This window comes from Aetokthonos hydrillicola CCALA 1050 (assembly GCF_017591665.1).
Taxonomy (GTDB): domain Bacteria; phylum Cyanobacteriota; class Cyanobacteriia; order Cyanobacteriales; family Nostocaceae; genus Aetokthonos; species Aetokthonos hydrillicola.
Map to the genome: position 1 here is coordinate 40,850 of NZ_JAAKGC010000007.1, position 19,917 is coordinate 60,766.

17 protein-coding genes are annotated in these 19,917 nt (G+C 42.0%); 9 read left to right on the top strand and 8 right to left on the bottom strand.

The window, feature by feature from the left end; all coding sequences use genetic code 11:
- The first annotated feature begins 1 nt into the window (after position 1).
- A complete protein-coding gene (mreD, locus tag G4P69_RS05305) occupies positions 2–613 on the top strand; it encodes a rod shape-determining protein MreD (protein ID WP_390691845.1) in 612 nt (203 codons plus the stop codon).
- A gap of 162 nt (positions 614–775) precedes the next feature.
- Entirely contained in the window at positions 776–1,843 is a 1,068-nt protein-coding gene (ribD, locus tag G4P69_RS05310) for a bifunctional diaminohydroxyphosphoribosylaminopyrimidine deaminase/5-amino-6-(5-phosphoribosylamino)uracil reductase RibD (RefSeq protein ID WP_243902675.1), read from the top strand.
- 96 nt (positions 1,844–1,939) lie between these two features.
- Here the strand turns inward: ribD and G4P69_RS05315 are convergent, their stop codons facing one another.
- A complete protein-coding gene (locus G4P69_RS05315; protein WP_208345179.1) occupies positions 1,940–2,158 on the bottom strand; it encodes a hypothetical protein in 219 nt (72 codons plus the stop codon).
- Positions 2,159–2,520: 362 nt separating this feature from the next.
- Between G4P69_RS05315 and G4P69_RS05320 the strand changes: the two genes are divergently transcribed.
- The 3 genes from G4P69_RS05320 (at position 2,521) to psbM (ending at position 3,410) form a co-directional block, all read left to right on the top strand.
- On the top strand, positions 2,521–2,658 hold the full coding sequence (locus G4P69_RS05320) for a photosystem II reaction center protein K (protein ID WP_208345180.1): 138 nt from the start codon (positions 2,521–2,523) through the stop codon (positions 2,656–2,658).
- Between the two features lie 237 nt (positions 2,659–2,895).
- Positions 2,896–3,192 (top strand): 2Fe-2S iron-sulfur cluster-binding protein, encoded by a 297-nt coding sequence (locus tag G4P69_RS05325; protein WP_208345181.1) that lies wholly within the window; start codon positions 2,896–2,898, stop codon positions 3,190–3,192.
- 113 nt (positions 3,193–3,305) lie between these two features.
- The gene (gene psbM / locus G4P69_RS05330; protein WP_208345182.1) at positions 3,306–3,410 is read left to right on the top strand and encodes a photosystem II reaction center protein PsbM; all 105 of its coding nucleotides are present in this window, start codon (positions 3,306–3,308) and stop codon (positions 3,408–3,410) included.
- A gap of 183 nt (positions 3,411–3,593) precedes the next feature.
- Here the strand turns inward: psbM and G4P69_RS05335 are convergent, their stop codons facing one another.
- Both G4P69_RS05335 and G4P69_RS05340 read right to left on the bottom strand, forming a co-directional pair.
- A complete protein-coding gene (locus G4P69_RS05335; protein ID WP_208348726.1) occupies positions 3,594–4,442 on the bottom strand; it encodes a universal stress protein in 849 nt (282 codons plus the stop codon).
- A 767-nt stretch (positions 4,443–5,209) separates the two neighbouring features.
- Complete coding sequence (locus tag G4P69_RS05340) at positions 5,210–7,318, bottom strand: M3 family metallopeptidase (RefSeq protein WP_208348736.1); 2,109 nt, start codon at positions 7,316–7,318, stop codon at positions 5,210–5,212.
- Between the two features lie 182 nt (positions 7,319–7,500).
- Here G4P69_RS05340 and G4P69_RS05345 point away from each other — a divergent pair, with 182 nt between their 5' ends.
- Positions 7,501–8,070, top strand: a complete 570-nt coding sequence (locus G4P69_RS05345; RefSeq protein ID WP_208345604.1) for a Uma2 family endonuclease — start codon at positions 7,501–7,503, stop codon at positions 8,068–8,070.
- Between the two features lie 383 nt (positions 8,071–8,453).
- Here G4P69_RS05345 and G4P69_RS05350 read toward each other — a convergent pair whose 3' ends face one another.
- From G4P69_RS05350 to G4P69_RS05360, 3 genes are all read right to left on the bottom strand, one after another.
- Positions 8,454–8,894 carry a Fur family transcriptional regulator gene (locus G4P69_RS05350; protein WP_208345607.1) on the bottom strand — a complete coding sequence of 147 codons (441 nt, stop codon included), beginning with the start codon at positions 8,892–8,894 and terminating at the stop codon, positions 8,454–8,456.
- 486 nt (positions 8,895–9,380) lie between these two features.
- Complete coding sequence (locus G4P69_RS05355; RefSeq protein WP_208348738.1) at positions 9,381–13,454, bottom strand: tetratricopeptide repeat protein; 4,074 nt, start codon at positions 13,452–13,454, stop codon at positions 9,381–9,383.
- A gap of 389 nt (positions 13,455–13,843) precedes the next feature.
- Entirely contained in the window at positions 13,844–14,557 is a 714-nt protein-coding gene (locus tag G4P69_RS05360; RefSeq protein WP_208348740.1) for an ROK family protein, read from the bottom strand.
- 158 nt (positions 14,558–14,715) lie between these two features.
- Between G4P69_RS05360 and G4P69_RS05365 the strand changes: the two genes are divergently transcribed.
- Both G4P69_RS05365 and G4P69_RS05370 read left to right on the top strand, forming a co-directional pair.
- Positions 14,716–15,213: a 2TM domain-containing protein gene (locus G4P69_RS05365; protein WP_208339299.1), complete on the top strand. Its 498-nt coding sequence runs from the start codon at positions 14,716–14,718 to the stop codon at positions 15,211–15,213.
- Between the two features lie 53 nt (positions 15,214–15,266).
- The gene (locus G4P69_RS05370) at positions 15,267–16,904 is read left to right on the top strand and encodes a purple acid phosphatase family protein (RefSeq protein WP_208339298.1); all 1,638 of its coding nucleotides are present in this window, start codon (positions 15,267–15,269) and stop codon (positions 16,902–16,904) included.
- Between the two features lie 70 nt (positions 16,905–16,974).
- On the opposite strand, the gene G4P69_RS05375 is transcribed toward G4P69_RS05370, so the two are convergent.
- Complete coding sequence (locus G4P69_RS05375; protein ID WP_243902152.1) at positions 16,975–17,211, bottom strand: hypothetical protein; 237 nt, start codon at positions 17,209–17,211, stop codon at positions 16,975–16,977.
- Positions 17,212–17,590: 379 nt separating this feature from the next.
- Here G4P69_RS05375 and G4P69_RS05380 point away from each other — a divergent pair, with 379 nt between their 5' ends.
- Positions 17,591–17,914: a carbon dioxide-concentrating mechanism protein CcmK gene (locus G4P69_RS05380; protein WP_208348743.1), complete on the top strand. Its 324-nt coding sequence runs from the start codon at positions 17,591–17,593 to the stop codon at positions 17,912–17,914.
- Between the two features lie 324 nt (positions 17,915–18,238).
- On the opposite strand, the gene G4P69_RS05385 is transcribed toward G4P69_RS05380, so the two are convergent.
- Positions 18,239–19,903 (bottom strand): iron uptake porin, encoded by a 1,665-nt coding sequence (locus tag G4P69_RS05385; protein WP_243902150.1) that lies wholly within the window; start codon positions 19,901–19,903, stop codon positions 18,239–18,241.
- Positions 19,904–19,917: the final 14 nt, after the last annotated feature.

Sequence of the window (19,917 nt, forward strand, 5' to 3'; positions counted from 1 at the left end):
AATCATGATGCCTGTCTTTCAGCGTGGTAAGCGCAAAAAATTCAGCTCGCGAAAACCTAAAAAACAAATTAGCCCGCTTTCGCTATGGCATCCTAGACTACGTCAACTGAGCAATTGGGCGGTGATTGTTGGATCGGTACTTTTATGTGTGCTGATGTTGCCAACTCGCTTTCCAGGAATGGAATTGTTGGGTATAGGACCAAACTGGCTGTTAATTTGGGTTGTAGCTTGGAGTGTAAAGCGCACAGCTTTTGTCGGTGCTTTGGCTGGTATAGTTATGGGGTTACTTCAAGATGCTATGACATCTCCTGACCCCACTCATATCATCAGTCTAGGAATTGTGGGAATTTTGACCGGAGGAATGCAAAAGCAGCGTTTTATACAAGAAGATTTTATTTCTATTGCCTTAATTGTGTTTGGAATGGCTGTTCTTGAGCAAACTATCTTCGCATTACAACTGGTTCTGATGGGCGATCGCAACACAGTAGATATTTGGGCATATTACCCAAAGGTTACTCTTGCTTGTGCTATTCTCAGTAGTCTTTGGGCTCCTGTTGTTTATTATCCGTTAAGTCGTTGGTGGCAAAACCTCAAACTGGCAGAGCAATCGTAATACAGTTATCAGTGAACAGTTATCAGTTATCAGTAGACATCAATGGTAAAATCATGGATAATTGCCGAGTAGTTGCAAGAGCCAGATACTTCTATAAAAAGGTCAGTGATCCAAAAGAATTCACAGCCATTAGAAACTGTAGGCACAGATTTTGATCGCGTTATGATGCAAAGGTGTCTGGAGCTAGCTCGTAATGCGTTAGGTCGGACATCTCCAAATCCTCTTGTCGGGGCGGTGATTGTTAAAGACGGGGAGATTGTAGGCGAGGGGTTTCATCCACGAGCGGGTGAGCCTCATGCAGAAGTTTTTGCACTTAAATCAGCAGGCGATCGCGCTTTTGGTTCGACTATTTATGTAAGCCTAGAGCCTTGTAATCACTATGGGCGTACCCCTCCTTGCTCAGAAGCTTTAATCGCTGCTGGGGTATCAAAAGTCGTGGTGGGTATGGTAGATCCCAATCCACTAGTCGCTGGCGGTGGTATTGCTCGGTTACGAGCAGCTGGTATAGAAGTTTTAGTGGGAGTAGAACAAGAAGCCTGCAAGAAACTAAATGAAGGCTTTATTCATCGCATTCTCCATCATCGGCCTTTTGGAATTTTAAAATATGCCATGACTTTAGATGGGAAAATTGCAACCACTAATGGTCATAGTGCTTGGGTGACAAACCAAAGTTCCCGAAGTGAAGTCCATCAACTACGGGCGGCTTGTGATGCGATAATTGTGGGCGGAAACACCGTTAAACTCGATAATCCTTATTTGACTAGCCATAAAGAAGGGGCTCATAATCCTCTACGGGTTGTTATGAGCCGCAGTCTTAATTTGCCCGAAGAAGCTCACCTTTGGCAAACTTCTGAGGCTCCTACTTTGGTGTTGACGGAAAAAGATGCTAACCCTGATTTTCAACGACGATTGCAAAAACAGGGCGTGGAAGTGCTAGAGTTAACACCCCTCACGCCAGATAAAGTTATGTCCTACTTCTATGAGCGGGGCTTTTGTAATGTGCTGTGGGAGTGTGGAGGAACTTTAGCCGCTAGTGCGATCGCTCAAGGCGCAGTACAAAAAGTTCTTGCTTTTATTGCTCCTAAAATAATTGGTGGGAGTCAGGCTCCGACACCTGTAGGTGATTTAGGTTTTACTAGCATGACGCAAGCCCTCTCCTTAGAACGAGTAGAAGTACGTGTTTTGGGTTCTGACTGTTTAATAGAAGGTTATTTACCTTTTGACACCTAATGATCAAATCTACCTGTTGACAAAAGTGCTGAGATCTCATTAACCCTACCAAAAAACTAATAGGTTAACCTGGCTCATGCTTTTGTCTGTTTTGCGTCAGGGTAAATAGCGATTATACGCAATATCACGAATAAGGTTCAGCCGCGATTGAATGTAGTCGCTGAGGAAATCAGTTTCATGACAATCTAGCAACGCTTGCGTTTTAGTTTGTTTTACCAACCACTGTACCAAACTAGCATCGTCTAACTGCAATAGCGTCGCAGCTTGTGCTGTTTCAACCACAGACCACAACTGACGCATAATATTAGGAGTCATTAGGCCTCCATTGAATCATTAGCTTAGTTGTTTTCAGGATACACAATTCCTGTAGAGTCGTCAGGTATTAACGTACAAGCTGACACAAGTGTTATTGAAAACTTAATAAATTGCATTATTGCTTGATAATCATTAAGCGTTTGGAACAGGGAGTAGGAGCGGAAAAAGGGAAATTATTCTGCATAATGTTGGCTTGTTTCCTACCAATGTAATTTCTCTCCTGTACTCCTCTGCTCCCCTGCCCCTCTGCTAACAACTCCCTCTGAATAACTCTTTTTTCAAAATAAAAGTAAAAGGACTGGGGCGTGTTAAGATAATTCTCAATTGTGAGACTTGTGTTTAGATAGGTGAATTTAAGAATTATGGAAGCAGCACTGTTATTAGCAAAACTACCAGAAGCTTACCAACTTTTCGATCCTTTAGTAGATGTTCTACCTCTTATTCCTTTGTTTTTCTTACTGCTAGCCTTTGTTTGGCAAGCAGCCGTTGGTTTTAGGTAAGCAAGAAACATTGATAGTATATTTACAGTAATTAAAATAAGAAACCCATCACTATAAGTAAGGAATGGGTTTTCCTGGATGCGGAGCAGTACATGCCCCGCATTTTTATGTAAATCAATACTATTACATAATTCTTAATATTTTGTAAAAAATCAATATAATAGGGAAGAGACTATCTCACATTGGGTCAAAAGTCAATTTTTAGAGTCTGATAATGTATTAAATGAGGTATTAGGTATGGGCAATATTAAGTTTGTTAAAGAAGATAAAGAGGTTATAGCAGCGAACGGTGCAAATCTTCGTCTAAAAGCCATGGAAAATGGCGTTGACATATATAAGCTGATGGGTAAGATGATGAACTGTGGTGGCTACGGTCAGTGTGGCTGTTGTGTCGTCGAGATAGTTGAAGGAATGGAAAATTTATCGCCTCGAACTGACGCAGAAAACCGACTTTTGAAAAAAAAGCCACAAAATTGCCGCCTCGCTTGCCAGACGTTAGTAAATGGTCCTGTTGAGGTAGTAACAAAGCCTTAACAATATGGCGATGCGGAAGCCGCCACTTCGTGATACGCCGGCCATATTGACATCGATAATGGTATCCTAAAGTTGTTAACTAAAAATCCAAATCAAAGAGAGGCTTTCTTGCCATGCAAGTTAATGACCTAGGGTTCGTAGCGAGCATTCTGTTCGTGCTAGTTCCCGCTGTTTTTTTAATAATTCTGTACATTCAAACTGCTACTCGCGAAAGTTAACCGGATCAGTTAATCAGTTATCAGTTATCAGTTATCAGTTATCAGTTGTTACAGCCCACAGAACGTTTGATAACTGTTTACTGTTCACTGATAACTGTTTCGGAGTGGGTTAAAAAGATTGTTAAAACTTTGACTATAAAACAAAAACCCTTACACTACAAAAATGTAAGGGTTTTTGCTACATCAACCTGTTGTGCGTGCCAATAATACTGGGCAAGTAGCATTGACTCTAACGTAGTCAGATAAAGAAGAGCCTATAAGTCGATCTATATCAACCAAACTCTTAGCAATTGACGGACGGCGATCTGGAGAACCTACCAATAATAGATCTACGTTGGAGTCTTGTGCCAAACGGCAAATCTGTTCAGCAGGTTTACCACTGCTGCTAACACAGCGAGCATGCACACCCCGCTTTTTGGCTTCTGCTAACGCTGATGCTAAAACAGGATTCTGTTCTGGAATTTCCGATGCTTCAGGTGATTTTCCACGCAAATCTGTATTAACATTTGCCAAAATAAGCTCGCCTTGTTTAATATCTTGAAGAAGAAACAAAGCTAATTCTAGGCAGCGTTTTGCTGCATCAGAATTGTCCATTGCCACCATAATACGGTTAATTTTTTTGACGTAAATGTCGTCTTTAACCAGTAACATGGGTCGAGAGGACAACTGGAAAACATATTGACTGACAGAGTTTGCTAAAATCGATTGTAGCCGTTTAAGACCACGTGAACCCATAATAATTAAATCAGCGTCGATTTCATCAGCTACTTGGCAAACTACGTATTTCGGGTCGCCTTGGCGCAAAATAGAAGAAACTTTACTCGGGTCTAAGTTCAAATATTGAATGGCATTTGCCAAGATTTTTCCACCTTCTTCCCACTTCTCTGTTAGGGCTGTAGCGGAAGACTGATCAGGAACAACGTGTAAAACTGTAACTTTCGCGCGTTGAATTGATGGTATATCCATCAAAGTTTTAAGCATTTCTTCAGCATGTCCCAACCCAGAAACAGCTAGTAAAATTTTTTCTATCATTTTAACCTCCTTTTATTTGGGGAACTAACAGCGAAGAAAAAGCGAATTTTATCTAAAGAGAATTCAGGAGTCAGGAGTCAGAATTCAGCATGACTAGCGGATGAGTGAGAGGGTTCAAGACTCCCCCTTGATCAAAAATGAGTGAGGTCTACAATTAGTGGTCAGTTTGAATTCCCCACGTTCTTGTTCTGACTCCTGAATTCTTCTTCATTTACACCCTGTTACTTAATTCTTTTAACCAGGTTAAACCATTTAAGCATACTTATAATTCTGCATAATAATAAATGCTAAATCTATCAGATGTAATTTATTTTTAATTTTTTCAATAAAACCTAAGTAAAGTCTTGTAAAGAAGAACTAAAAATTTCTGCTTTTTTTAGCTATTGAAAAAATCTTATAGTATGGCTCATCTTGTATTTTTGAAATATTACGTAGCTAATGCAAATTCAAATGTGTAGGGAGCACGTTGACAGCCCTCATCCCCTAACCCCTTCTCCCATAAATGGGAGAAGGGGAACTAGAACCATTTCTCCCCTCTCCCACACTTGGGAGAGGGGTAGGAGGGAATGGCACTAAGAAAAACCTAAAAAGGGTCTGATACGGGGACGCGGTGACGGGGTGACACAGGGAAAATTCTATCTCCGCGTCTCCCCGTCTCCCCTCTCCGCGTCAATCTTAACCTTTAACTTAGTGCCATTCGGGGTAGGAGGTGAGGGCACAAGGCTTGGTGCGCTCATTGCGGTCTTCCCAAGTCTTGATAGCCAATCTCACGAAGCACGGACTAAACCATTATGCCTCAACAGAGGTTCAGTAATAGGTTCACGACCTCGGAAGGATTTAAAGACTTCCATTGGATGCTTGCTACCACCGAGAGCAAGAACTGTATCACGATAAAGTTTACCTGTAGCTTTTATCGCCTGTTCGTTTTGTAAACCAACTTCTTCAAAAGCGGAGAATGCATCAGCACTGAGAACTTCAGCCCACTTATAACTGTAATAGCCTGCCGCATAACCACCTCCAAAAATGTGTCCGAAAACACACAAGAAATTGTCTTCTGGTAGTGGGGGTAATATCGTCGTAGTCTTGGCGATGCGATCGCGCACTTGTTTTGGCGTTTCCCCAGAACCCGGACGATAGCGGTAATGCAATTCCACGTCAAGGATGCTAAAGTGAATTTGCCTGAGCGTAGCAGTACCACTCATGTAATTCTTAGCTGCCACTAGCTTTTGGTAATAATCTTCTGGTAGAGGCTCGCCAGTTTCGTAATGCTTCGCCATTCCCATCAAGGTAGGTCTATCGTAGCACCAATTTTCCATAAACTGGCTGGCTAACTCTACTGCATCCCACTCAATATTATTAATGCCTGCTGCGTCAGAATAGTTTACCTTTGTCAGCATGTGCTGTAAGCCGTGACCAAACTCATGAAACAAAGTTTCCACTTCATAAAAAGTCATCAAGCTCGGCTTACCATCTACTGGAGGAGTTTGATTACATACCAAATAGGCTACAGGTAGGCGGGTACTGGTTGTCCCATTTTCATTAATTCTTTTACGGGTAATACATACATCCATCCACGCACCGCCGCGTTTTTCTGCGGGACGACTGTAGGGATCTAAATAAAAGTAAGCGACTGGATCACCTGTTTCGTCAGCAATTTGGAAATAACGTACATCTTCGTGCCATACCGGGGCTTGACCATCAGCAGGAGTAACAGTTACACCAAAAAGCCGGTTCACTAGCCCAAACAAACCGTCTAACACTTGGGGAAGGGGGAAGTACGGACGTAATTCTTCTGCTGTAAAGGCAAATTTTTCTTCTCGTTGGCGTTCTGCCCAAAAGGTAATATCCCAGTGTCGCAAATCGTTTGCTTCTGGCGCTTTCTTTGATGCTGCAAAAGCTGTGAGTTCTTCCAATTCTTTAACAGCAGCACCGTAACTAGCTTCGCGTAGATCTTCTAATAATGATTCTACTGCTTGTACGCTCTTAGCCATTTTACTTGCTAAGCTCAATTCAGCATAAGTTTTAAAGCCTAATAACTCAGCTAGTTCTTGACGTAACTCTAAAATGCGTTCAATTAATGGGTTGTTATCCAACTCGCCTGAAGAAGCACGAGTAATGAAAGCCTTGTAAAGTTTTTCGCGCAAGTCACGCCGGGTACTATGCTGCATGAAAGGACCATAACTAGGAGCGTCTAAAGTCACTCGCCAAGGACCATTTTCTGGTGTCGCATTTTCTTCTCCTTCAGCCCGTGCGGCTTGTGCTAGTAAACTCAGTAAGCTAGGAGGTAAACCATCAATTTCTTCTTTGGTAGTTAGCGTCAAGTCAAAAGCTTTTGTAGCATCAAGCACATAGTTAGAGAACTTCGTAGAAAGCTCTGCTAGCTCCATCTGAATAACATTAAAGCGATCGCGCGCTTCACCTTCTAAACCCACACCGGAAAGTTCTGCATCCCGAATAGCTGCTTCGACAATTCGGTGCTGAGCATTGTCTAAAGTTGACCAGCGATCGCTTGCTTGGATTTGCTTAAAAGCATTGTAAATAGGTTTACTTTGACCTAGCTTATTGAGAAACTGCACAACTTGGGGCTGTACACTTTCATAAGCTTCGCGTAGTTCAGTGCTATTTTTGACACCCATTAAATGGTTGACTACTCCCCAACTCCAACCTAACCGTTCTGTTAGCTTATTTAATGGTTCAACTAAATCGTTCCAAGTTGGTTTGACGTTAGCTTCCAATTTAGAAAGTTCTTCGTCTAATTCGGCTAAAAGCTGATTAAAGGCTGGTATGACTTCGTCTGGTGTAATATCTGCAAAGGGAGGTAAGCCAGAACCTTTGAGTAGAGGATTGTCGGAAATGGTAGCGGTTGCTGCTGTCATTGATAAACGCCAGTAAACAGTTATTTTTTTCTATACGTCTTTTAATGTAGCGATTGTTTCGATAGTTCGACTTTCCAGAAGTCCGAACATTAATCGGTTGTAGGAGAATAGAAAAAAGAGCGATCGCCCCTTGGGCGCTTCGCTATCGCGCCTACAGTATGAAGAAATGTTGAGGAAAAATCATGCAGTCTCCTATAAACTTCTTTAGCGTTGAAGAATATCTCCGATTAGAAGAAACCAGCGAAATTCGCCACGAATATCTTGGTGGTCAAGTATTCGCCATGACTGGAGGTAGTAAGGAACACAATATAATTACCCTAAATATTGCTAGTAGAGTGCGATCGCACTTGCGGGGTGGATCTTGTAGTGTCTTTATGGTTGATATGAAGGTCAGGATACAACTTGCAAAACTAAATAAAAGCATATTTTACTATCCTGATGTCATAGTTACCTGCAATCCTGAAGACCAAGACAAGTTTTTATTAAATTATCCTTGTTTAATTATAGAGGTACTATCACCTAGTACAGAAACAACCGATAGACGAGAAAAACTGGTTAATTACCAAACTTTAGAAAGTTTACAAGAATATGTATTAGTTTCTCAAGATGAAATCAAAGTAGAAGTTTATCGCAAAGATTCTCAAGAAAATTGGTTACTAGAAACCTTGGGTAAAGAGGATAAATTACAATTAAAATCAGTGGGTTTAAATCTCACAATGTCAGACATTTACGAAGATGTCATCAATATATGAATGGTATCCCGAAACTTTGATAGCCCTCATCCCCTAACCCCTTCTCCCAAACTTGGTAGAAGGGGGATTATATGATATCCGCTTAATTAAAAAATAAGTTCGTAGTTGCGCTTTAGCGCCAACACAGTTATCGAGCGAAGACATTTCAACTACGTACTTTATTATAAGTCAATACGCTTTAGTTAAGATCAAAACTCTCTTATCTAGTAGGTTGGGTTGAGGGACGAAACCCAACATTTTTAAACATGGTGCGTTACGGACTTCGTCTATAACGCACCCTACGCCTGCTATCAAAATCATCTCGACTTCTTTGATGAAATTGCTATAAATTTGACCATCAAGGTGATTTGCTCCACACCCAAAATCTAATCTTAGCTCTGCCATCACTCTGGTTGACGGTAGCCATAAAAGTTAATACTGTAGTCAGTAATTTTCACTCCTGTTTGTTCTTCAACCAGACGAATAATATCTTCTGGCAATTGTATATGAACATCTAAAATTTGATTTGTATCCAGACAGTTTACATGGCTGTGAGGATCAGTGATATTTCCATATAAACGCCCGTCACAATGTTCGATACACTCAATGATCCCCTGACTGGATAAAGCTTCTAAGTTCTGATAAACAGAAGTATGACCTATGGCTTTACCTTGCTGGTTTAGGCGATCGTAGATCTCTCTAGCCGAAAGGTGTTCGTTTGCTTGCCAAAGAAGCTCTAGAATAAAACGGCGCTGACGACTTACACGCATATTGAGCGATTGACAACGCTCAAGAGCATCTTCAATAGAACGAATGGGTTTTGTAGATACTACTTGTTTTTGCATATTATAAATTTTTTAAGCTTTTGGTTACTTATATATCCGCTTTTTCATCGCCTGTTTTCTTGCTATAGATTGCTGCGGAAATCACAGGCTGGAGCAATAGAATTTCTGTGTTAGTTGAGGATGGTGTTATATTACCTAATCTAAAACAAACTCATTACCACTTTAGCTTAAAAAAGCTGCAAACGTCTACTCTAGGGCTGGATTTTTGCCTAGAGTCATTAATTATTGCGTGTAAGGCATTGGTAATTCCCCGAATACCCTATGCTCATGTAAGGTCGGGGTGTGACATAGGAACAACTGGTTCATGAAACGATATGGCAGGTAATTCGGTCGATACTCATGAAGTACAGGTGTGGGAAATTTTACTTGGTGAGGTGAACAGTTATAGCGATTTTGAAAATGATATTTAAATTAACAAAAACTGCGCACTAATCAGTAATCACTGATACTGAACGAAAAAAAGAATATTTGGTGTTCCACCCTACCTCAGACCCATTCTCTGTCAAACACCCATCCATCGCCGACAATCTCCTCTAAACGCTGGTTAAGTTGGGGGAGGAAATACTCTGGATCATTAAGGCGTTGCTGAGTCCACCAAGTCTCAAAAGCTTCCTGTGTTTGTATTCCTTGCCTACCAGCTGCTCCTGCTATCATCTTCCGACTTACGTCCCGAAGTTCTTCTAACTGCGGATGTCCTTCACCTCGGTAGTTACAGAAAAACATTGCAGTAGCCCCTAGCAAAGCTTCTAATTCCTCACCTTTTGGTACGTGATTATACAAATATCGGATGAGATTAATTGTACTTGCTGGGGGTGCTTGAATCCGCAGCGTCAGCCATATTGCTTGAGCGAAGTAAACCAAATTTTTGCTTTCATCTGCTAAACCCAAATTACCTAGAACCGTCACCAAGTCAACATAAGCTCGAATTTGAGCAAGTGTCGCTGCAACTTGTAAATACAAGTCTAATTCTCTGGCTTTATCTCCTGTTTCACCTGCCAGATAAGCCGTGTAAGCGAGGGTAGCAGCTTTACCACGCACATCGTTGATGCTCTCTTCTATTTGCAAAGATTGTTCGTAGAGTCTGATCGCTCGTGTGATTTCTCCGTGTTTGGCTAATAATCCTGCCATGCTGTGGAGCGTGGTGGCTTTACCACGCACATCGTTGATGCTTTCATAGATTTGCAAAGATTGTTCGTAGAATGTGATCGCTGTTAAAATTTCTCCCTGCTGGGCTAATAAGAATGCCATGTTGTGGAGGGTAGTGGCTTTACCACGCACATTGTTGATGCTCTCTTCTATTTGCAAAGATTGTTCGTAGAGTGCGAGCGCTCTTGGGGTTTCTCCCTGCTGGGCTAATAAGAATGCCATTTGGTGAAGGGTAGCAGCTTTACCACCCACATTGTTGATACTCTCTTCTATTTGCAAAGATTGTTCGTAGAGTGTGAGTGCTTTTGGGATTTCTCCCTGCTGGGCTAACAATCCTGCCATTTGATGGAGGGTAGCGGCTTTACCACGGACATCATTGATGTTCTCTTTGATTTGCAAAGATTGTTCGTACAGAGCGAGCGCTCTTGGGATTTCTCCCTGGTGGGCTAATAAGAATGCCATTTGGTGGAGGGTAGCAGCTTTACCACCCACATTGTTGACGCTCTCTTCTATTTGCAAAGATTGTTCGTAGAGTGCGAGCGCTCTTGGGATTTCTCCTTGCTGGGCTAATAAGAATGCCATTTGGTGAAGGGTAGCAGCTTTACCACGCACGTCGTTGATGCTCTCTTTGATTTGTAAAGATTGTTCGTAGAGTGCGAGCGCTCTTGGGATTTCTCCTTGCTGGGCTAATAGGGATGCCATGTTGTGGAGGGTAGTAGCTTTACCACGCACGTCGTTGATGCTCTCTTTGATTTGCAAAGATTGTTCGTAGAGTGCGAGCGCTTTTGAGATTTCTCCCTGCTGAGCTATTAATCCAGCCATGTTGTGGATAATGGAGGATTTTTTTTTAACATCCTCTTGAGGACAAAGTTCTAAAGCCTGCTGATAGTGGTGAGCAGCATCTTCTACTAAACCTAAAACCTGTTCAGCACGAGCGATCGCTCCCAAAATGCGGTAGTCTTCGTACACTTTCAAGATTTGCTGACACAGTTCTGATACTTCTAGAAACCGGGAACTATTCACCCAGTTCATAGCGATCGCGTTACCAACCCTGACAGCTATTTCTTGCTCTTTCGCTAACAATCCCAAGCGTACAATTTCCAGAACTTGTGCTTCTGTTCTATTTTCAGACTCCTCCCACCAGAGTTGATAGATTTTCCTGACACCTTGTTGTCTAGTTGTTTGCCACTCTACTTGATCTAATACCTGTTCTAGCAATGGTTCTAAAATTGTAGTAACTCGATAAGTAGGTGTTTGGCTGGGGTGAGTGGTGGCAGATTCGACTAAGCTAAGACTTGTTAGTTTATTTAGCGATAACCTCACGCTACCTTCAGCAGGGGTGAGGTTCTGTTCAGTAGCGCTAATAATATCCTCTGTTACTGGCAATTGAAACACACTCAACCGCGCTAGGAACTTTTTCTCTTCAACTTCCAAAGCATCCAGCAAAGTCTGTGCCAAGATATTCTCGCGGAACTTTTGCTCAACCGCTTCTAAACGAGTTAACAAATCATCTGGTTCTAAACTCGGTTGCTCAATCACTTCTAAAAGCCATTTCAACAAGCGAGGATTACCATCGGCTATCTTAATCACCCGTTGCGTCATCCCCTGTTGCTGATTTTCTTTACCTAACGGACGGCAAATTTTATCAATATCGCTTCTGCTCATCGCTGCCAATTTTTCTAAATGCAGGCGATGAGGTGGTAAAGTGTCTTCCTGCAAATAGCGACAGGTGACAATCAACCGACTCACGGCGTTATTTTCTGCTAGTGCTGCACAAATCGCCTCTAAAATTTGGTAGGCTTGTGCTGTCATCCGCAATGAGCCATTTTCAATGTTAGCTTTGGGGATGTTCTGCTCAAAGTCATCCAATACTAACAGTAAGGGCTGATTGTGGGTTGTTTCTATTGCGTCAAAAAAGTTTTGCAATCGTCCCTTAAGAGAAACCTTTGGTTCGTTAAGTAGTGCAGGAACATCAGCAAACCGTTCATACTTGCCCGCAAGCTTATTTAACAAACCTGCTTTATCCAAAGTTCCCACCAACACCACCTGCTGAAATTCTTGGCGCTGACTTCTGACTCTCGTGCACAGTCGCGCTGCTAAGCTACTCTTACCCAGTCCCCCCATCCCCGCAATGAACACGCCGATTTGTTCACTTGTTTGTCGTAACGCCTGTAAACACCTTTGTAAAGCTCGTCTGCGTCCTACAAATTCTGAACGACTAGCGACTTTAACTATATTATTCTCGTCTAAAAATTCTTGCTCTGGCGGTGTAAATACCAGCTTTTCTCTTCCCCTTGTTCTCAAGGGTGTTACTAACTTTTCAATTGGGCGTGTGTCTCGATAAATCCTTAATAAATGCCAATCGGTACATTTTTGAGCAATCATCTCTTGCTGGGCTACTTTCACCGCCTGCTCTATCGTATCACCTGTTGCCAAAGCGTGATAAAGTGCTTGTGCTGCAATAATACCTGTGCGATCATACACCGGACGCGCCCAACCTAAAACAACACCCGCCCCAGCCTTCACCAATTGTTGCGCCATTGAGGGTACTGTCCCTTTATTCGCTACCTCTCCTGTGTGACAACCAGAGAGAAAAATCACTTTTGACCAACGTCCGCGAAAGGCTTTTGCTAAGTCATTCACAGTGGTAAGTTTTACATTTCCTACTTCGTCTTCAGTGAGCAAACAAGGGGTATGATCTGGTATTGTTTGTCCTGGGCGAAGCAAAAAGCTGTAATTTTTGGTATAAATTAATCCGTGTCCTGTGATGTGGAAGACATCAAAATAGTCTTCTTGGTAAGATGCAACCAGATTTTTCAACTCATCAACTGAACCGCTTTCCTCAACAATCAACGCCAACGGCTGATCCTTGGTTGCTTCCAAAATATTAGCTTCTTCTTGTTCAAATGCCAGAGGTGCAACTTTAGGATCTTCTGGTGCAGTTGCCATAAATAGCAAACGTAGAGGGCGATTTTGCTCACCAATTACACGGGTGTTTCGTTGCTGCATACAGCGCACTGGCAATACTGCTATATCTTGCCGTGTCAGTAAAAAGACTGTGCCATCGTGTAGCAATTCCCAAGGTAAATGGGCGAGTCCCAACGCCATCCTTTCTGTGTCTGGGTTTAATCCTTGAGCTTCGTTTGTTTGACTTAAATCTAAATAAATTGTCCCTTCATCTGCTTGATCTAACGCCCTTCTGAGCCATCCTTCTTTACCATCTAACCAGTGATATAGCCGTTGTCCTAATTGGATGAGTTCGGGTGTGCTATCTTGGTGTCGGGGATAGTAATTTTTTTCACATACATCAATCAGCTTACTCAGTTCTACGCTATCTAAACGTCGGGAACCATTCTCACACCGTAGTTCAAATGTCTGGTTTTGAGTCAGAGCAAAGCTGAAGGTGAGGGACATAGCAGGATCTATTTTATTTGATATAAGGATCTTAGATCAATTTGCTTAAATGTTGCTACGGATGAAACATGTTGTAAGGGCAAACAGCCTATTCTGCGAGAAGTTTGATTATTAGTTGCGTAGGTTGGGTTGTAGCTTGCTTCCCCGTAGGGGTACGAAGTGAAACCCAACGAAATCTTAAAAATGTTGGGTTACCCTACGGGAAGCCGCCGGGGGCGTCTACGTTCCTCAACCCAACCTACAACTCACGATCTCTCAGTTGGTTGAGCGAAGTCGAAACCAACGGCTGCGGTATATTTATTCCTGTAAATCACACCTTAAAAATGTTGGGTTACCCTACGGGAAGCCGCCGGGGGCGTCTACGTTCCTCAACCCAACCTACACCTCATCTACACCTCATCGCGCCATAATGCGATACCACCTAATAACCCGGTGATATTAGAAATAATCTTTACATTGTCAGGCAGTTTGATATTTACCTTTTCTGCTTCACCGCCACCAATATAAAGGTAATCATAATTGAATAAATGTTCTAGAGAAGCGATCGCCTTCTCCAAACGCTTGTTCCATTTTTTTTCACCTACTTTGTCTAGTGTTGCGCGTCCGAGTTGTTCTTCGTAGGTTTCGTCTTTACGAAATTGATGATGTCCCATTTCTAAATTTGGTACAAGTTTCCCATCTACGAACAACGCGGAACCAAATCCTGTACCTAAAGTAACCACCAATTCTACACCCTTGCCAGAAATGGCTCCTAAACCTTGCATATCAGCATCATTAATCACTCTTACAGGTGCGTTTAAAGACTTTGATAATGCTGTTGCTAAATCAAATCCAATCCAACTTGAATGTAAGTTCACTGCTGTTTCTGTAATTCCTCTGCGAACAACGCCGGGAAAACCTACCGAAACTCGATGAAACTCACCTTGAGTAGCTGCTAAGGTTTCAATTGCATTAATCACACTGTCTGGTTTGGCTGGTTGGGGTGTTTCTGCACGCGCCCTTTCTGTTAAGGGCTTACCCTGACGATCCAAAACCATCACCTTAACACCACTACCACCAATATCTATGGATAGGGTGCGGATCGCTCCATTTTCTTCAACCATTTGACAGTTTCTCCAATCGAACACAACATGTCCCCTATACCCACGTTAACATTTTGATTTGCTAGTCTAGGGATAGTAGAAATCGTACTGTTGGTAGCAGTCATACAGTTGCATAAGGTCTATATTAAAGACATAGAAGAGAAAGAATAAATTTAACTATGGCGGCTTTTGACACCAAAACCAGTAACTCCTATAGTCAAGAAGACGTGCAGCAAATTCTTCATTTGGCGATCGCGCGTCATGCTGACGATAAAAACAAAGAATTTTCCTACGAACAGATCCAAGAAATTGCAGCAGAGTTAGATATATCCCCAGAATCCCTGAAACTCGCAGAACGGGAATGGTTAGCACAACAAGGAGAAATACAACAGCGTCAAACGTTTAATATTTACCGTCAGGATAGATTTAAGAAACGTTTACGTAACTATATCATTATTAACGGTGTTTTGCTGCTAGTGAATTTAATAGCAACTGGTGGGCTTTCTTGGTCGTTATATGTTTTGCTATTTTCGGGGATGGGTGTACTTCTTGACGGATTGAACGTTTCCCAAACTAAAGGCGAAGATTATGAAAAGGCTTTTCAGAGGTGGTATCGCAAGCACCAGGTGAAACAACTATTCAACAAAGCTGTAAATCGGTGGCTCAACATGTGGTAAATTTACCCGTGTATCTACGCTGGTAGCTGTGCTTTTATCTGGGCAAACAATTTATGGCAGCCGCACCCCGATTACTGACTGATCCGTTTCTACAACTACCTACCGAAACTTCAGTACGAGTTGTATGGTTTACCGAATTCGCTGGCTCTCAACACAAAGTTGCTTGGGGTGACAGTCTCGATCAAACGACTATTGCGACTACTAGTAAACTTAGCCGTTTACGTGAAGATCAAAATTCACGAGTAGGAACCCAAAGCCAAGACGGACAACTTTACCAACAGCCTGTTGAACGTAATATTTGGCGACATGAGGCTGAGGTGAGTGGATTAACTCCAGGAACACGGGTTGCTTATCGAGTTACTAGCGTACGGGAAGATGGAGAAAATGTTAATAGTGCTGTCTTTACTCTTGCGCCTGCACCAAGCACAGGTACAGCATTAAAAATTCTGCTGACATCTGACCATCAAATCAAACCAATGGTAGCCGCTAATCTACAAAAAGTTGTAGAGACGGTTGGGCAAGTTGACGCAGTTTTGTTTGCAGGTGATTTGGTAAATACTCCTGATCGTGCGTCGGAATGGTTTGATGATCAGCGTGGTGGTGCTTTCTTCCCCTGTCTTCAAGGTCACGCTAACTATAAAATGGATAGCGATGGGGTTAACATAGCTTACTACGGTGGAGAAATCATTCAAAACGCACCAATGTTTCCTTGTCTTGGCAATCATGAAGTGATGGGGCGGTTTGGCAAGGGAAGTTTAAATGATGAATTTGATGATACCATCCCTCGTGCAGTTGCTAAAAAGTTTTATGGAGAGCAATCACTAAAAGAGAATTCTTTTAACACTGATACCTACGAAGAGATTTTCAGTTTACCAGAAAGTAAAGAGGGTGGCAAAACTTATTACGCTCTCAGTTTTGGTGATGTACGTCTGGTGGTGTTGTACGTAACAAATATGTGGCGGACTCCTAGATTAGATGAAGCTGCTAGGGGTAGATATCGCGAGCGAGAAGCAGATTTCCAAAACCCTGAAAACTGGGGCTACGGACAGCATATTTATGAACCAATTGCTAAAGGTAGCACACAGTACAACTGGTTAGAGAAAGAGCTTAACAGTACTGAGTTTAAAAGTGCAAAATACAAAGTTGTTATGTTGCATCATCCACCGCATACTCTAGGTGGTAACATTGTCCCTGCTTATACTGACCCAGTACAGGTGATTGAGCGAGACGAAAACGGGGATATTAAAGCGGTGCGTTATGAGTATCCAAAGAACGCAGACTACATTATTCGTGATCTTATACCGTTACTTGAAGCAGCGCATGTCCAATTAGTGTTTTTTGGGCATTCTCATTTATGGAATCGGTTTTATAGTGAGTCGGGGATGCACTTTTTAGAAACATCTAATGTAGGTAATTCTTATGGTGCTGCTTGGTATGCTAACAAGCGAGAAGTGCCGATAGGGTATAAAGAAGAATATGCTGAACTTGGCAATCCTAATGGTTTAGAACCAGTGGTGCCAACTATAGCTCCACTACTCGGTGAAGATGGTAAACCCGCGCCTTATATTGCAAGTAATGATCTCACTGTTTTTAGCATCTTTGACACAGGTACAGGTACGGTTAGTAGCTATCGTTTTGACGTACGTAAACCGGATTCAGAGGTTATCAAGTTTGACGAGTTTGAAATCTGAATTTCTCCATTAGAATCCTGAATTACAACACGAATAATTGGCTCGTAATCTGCATTAACGTTTTCAAGAATCATGCTATTTTTTCTTGTTGATTATGGCTTATGCCAAATCGACGAACATAGCGATAAGCAACTCGCACAATCCAAATCTGTGCGTCTGGGTAACGTTTTTCAAGACGCTTAGAGGCTACAATCTCGTCATTATCTATTTCCCAAGCGCCTGTTGTAATGTCAATAGCAACTATTTTGCTTACACTGTCGGGCTGAAGCTGCGGATAAATATCACGGTGGTAAATTTCATCACCCAACCTTGCAAATTCTTCTTTACTATATTGTGGGTGTCGAGGTTCGATAATAAGCGCATTGTTGTTGCTTTTAGAAGCTATTTATAAAGTAAATCTTAAGTCCCATTATCACCAAAAACCTTTAATTTACGTAGGTTGGGTTGAGTAACGAAACCCAACATTTTTAGGATTTTGTTGGGTAACACGAGCGTTCAACCCAACCTACAGGGTTTTAATGTTTACTTTATAAATTATCTCTTATAGTCGAAATTATAACATTAAGGGATGTCCAACTATAAACCATTAGCCAAATTACATAGTGTATCTGGTGGAAATTCGCGAGCCAAATGGTCTGTCTTCCTGCAATAATCTAGGTAATGCATATTGCTAGGGAGTTAAGTTCATGTCTAATGCGGTCGGTATGGTTGAGGTGCGGGGTTTACCTCCAGCACTTGCTGTTGCTGATGTGATGTGTAAAGCCGCCCGTGTCACGTTAGTACAAATGGAAAAGGTGAGTGGGGCTTTTGTGACGATTGTTGTTCGCGGTCCTGTCTCTGAGGTTAAAATTGCTGTGGAAGCGGGGATTGAAGCGGCTAAGAAAATGAACCCTCATAAGGATGGTGACAAGTTGTTCCTATCATCTCATCAGATTCCGCGACCCCACGAAAATTTAATGGCAGTGTTACCAATCGAATACACAGAAAGAACTGCGGAGTTCAACCAGTAACTTAAAAAGTAAAAGTACTTCGTATGATATCAACGGTAACGCGATCTGCCTACGGCAGCAGCGCTTCTCTTCGAGACGCTTCTCCTGGCGGAGAGGCTTCGCCAACGCGAACGCTATCGCTGTTTGGTATATGACCAGGTTGATGATATAGACGAACCCTGGTGTAACGCTGAGGTGATCTTGTGAATTGCAAGCGATCAAAACTCCCAATTTGAGTTGTTCTGGTTGTCCACCCGCACTTCCTAAACCCATATTTACAAAGTCAAGAAAATTATTTCCAGTAGGCAAAGTACTACTGGTTATTTTTGCCTGCAAACTACAATGTTAAAAAGTAAAAGTACTGCGTATGATACCAACGGTAATGGGATCGCTGTTTGGTGTATGACCAGGTTGCATGATATAGATGAGCGCTGGTGTAACGCTGAGGTTATCCGTTAGCTGCACACGATAAAAACCTTCAATTTGAGTTGTTGTACCTGGTTGTCCACCTGATCGTCCTACACCCGTATTGATAAAGTCAGGAACGTTGTTTCCAGTAGGCAAGGTACTACTAATTATTTTTGGAGGTTGTCCGATATATAGTCCACCCAAATTACCTTTCTTAAATAAATCCGGGAAGTTTAGATACACCATGTAATTTGTTGTTTCTACATTTCCCGATTTTCCTGGAATATGAGAATTAGTATAGCCTCCCCAACCCCCCAAAGTGACACTAGGCGAAATTTGCCAATTTACAGTTGCACCAACACCATTAGTTTGTAGGGGTTCTGATTTACCAGTTTTGGGATTAACAGCAGTTAAGCATTCATCGCCGACAAAAGTCAGTAAACAGCCATTACTGGAATAGTTATTAACATAATATAAACTGACATCTACAGCTTTGCTTGGTGTCAGTAGTAATTGCACGCCTGTTGTGGTGTTTCCATCAAATAAACCACTGCGTTTTGCAGGATTTCCTGATTCATAAGTAGAATACATTGCTTGCAAGCTAGCGCGTTTTGCAAATTGCCAATCAAAAGCTACTCCAGCTTGACCAAATCCAATATCTAAGATTGGGTTCCTTTGAGCGAAATAAGATAGAGGTCCTGTAGCAGCACTTTCATATCGATTAGGACCTCGGAAAGCAGTGGTCATATTGACATTTGCTGTTCCTACCATCATCGCTAAGTTATCAGTAATTAATTTGTGATAGTGGAGGTCACTTAATATTAAGTTGTTATTTGTGGTGTATTCATAACCTAGGAAAAAGTCATTAGTCAGTCTGGGAGCAGTTGAACCACCACCGGCTAACAAACCCGTAACCAAGTAACTACGAGGATCAAATTGAGTCGTTAGAGAAAGAACTGATAATGTCATCACGTTGGCGTTTGTGCCAGGGTCTGCCGTGTCTTTTTTGCCATCTCTAGGATTAATGTCAGCACGGTTGTGGCTTCGCCCTTGAATAGCAATTGTTGCTAGTCCAAAAAGTTTAGTGGTTGGTGAAAATTGATGGGCTTGAATTTCAGCAGTATGGGTTTCAAGATTATCAATTCGACCTCGTAAAGCTGTTAATTCTGGGGAAAATTCTGCCTGTAATTTCTGCAAGGTTGCCAAATCTTCCCGGTTTAGGAGATCTTTCTTGCTATTGAGAATTATGTGTGATACGTTATCCAAACAAGTATTCAAACTCGCAGCAAATTCAAACCGATTTAAGACGCGATCGCCACGATAAGTTCCATTTGGATAACCTGCGATACAACCGTAGCGTTCTACTAAAGTCTGTAATGCTTGGAATGCCCAGTCACTGGGTTGTACGTCTTTGAGTTGAGAAACTGATGTGACTTGCGCCATAGGATCATCGGCAGGAAGCCCAGAAGAAAAAGAAGTGTCCTCTGTGAATTCTTGCTTCTCGATTGCGATCGCTTTGTTTGGTAGTCCGTTGAATACCAAAATCAAAAACCAGACAAGCGCCCATATAGGGTATTGGCGGCAAATCAGTTTAACTTTCAACTTCTTACACTCTA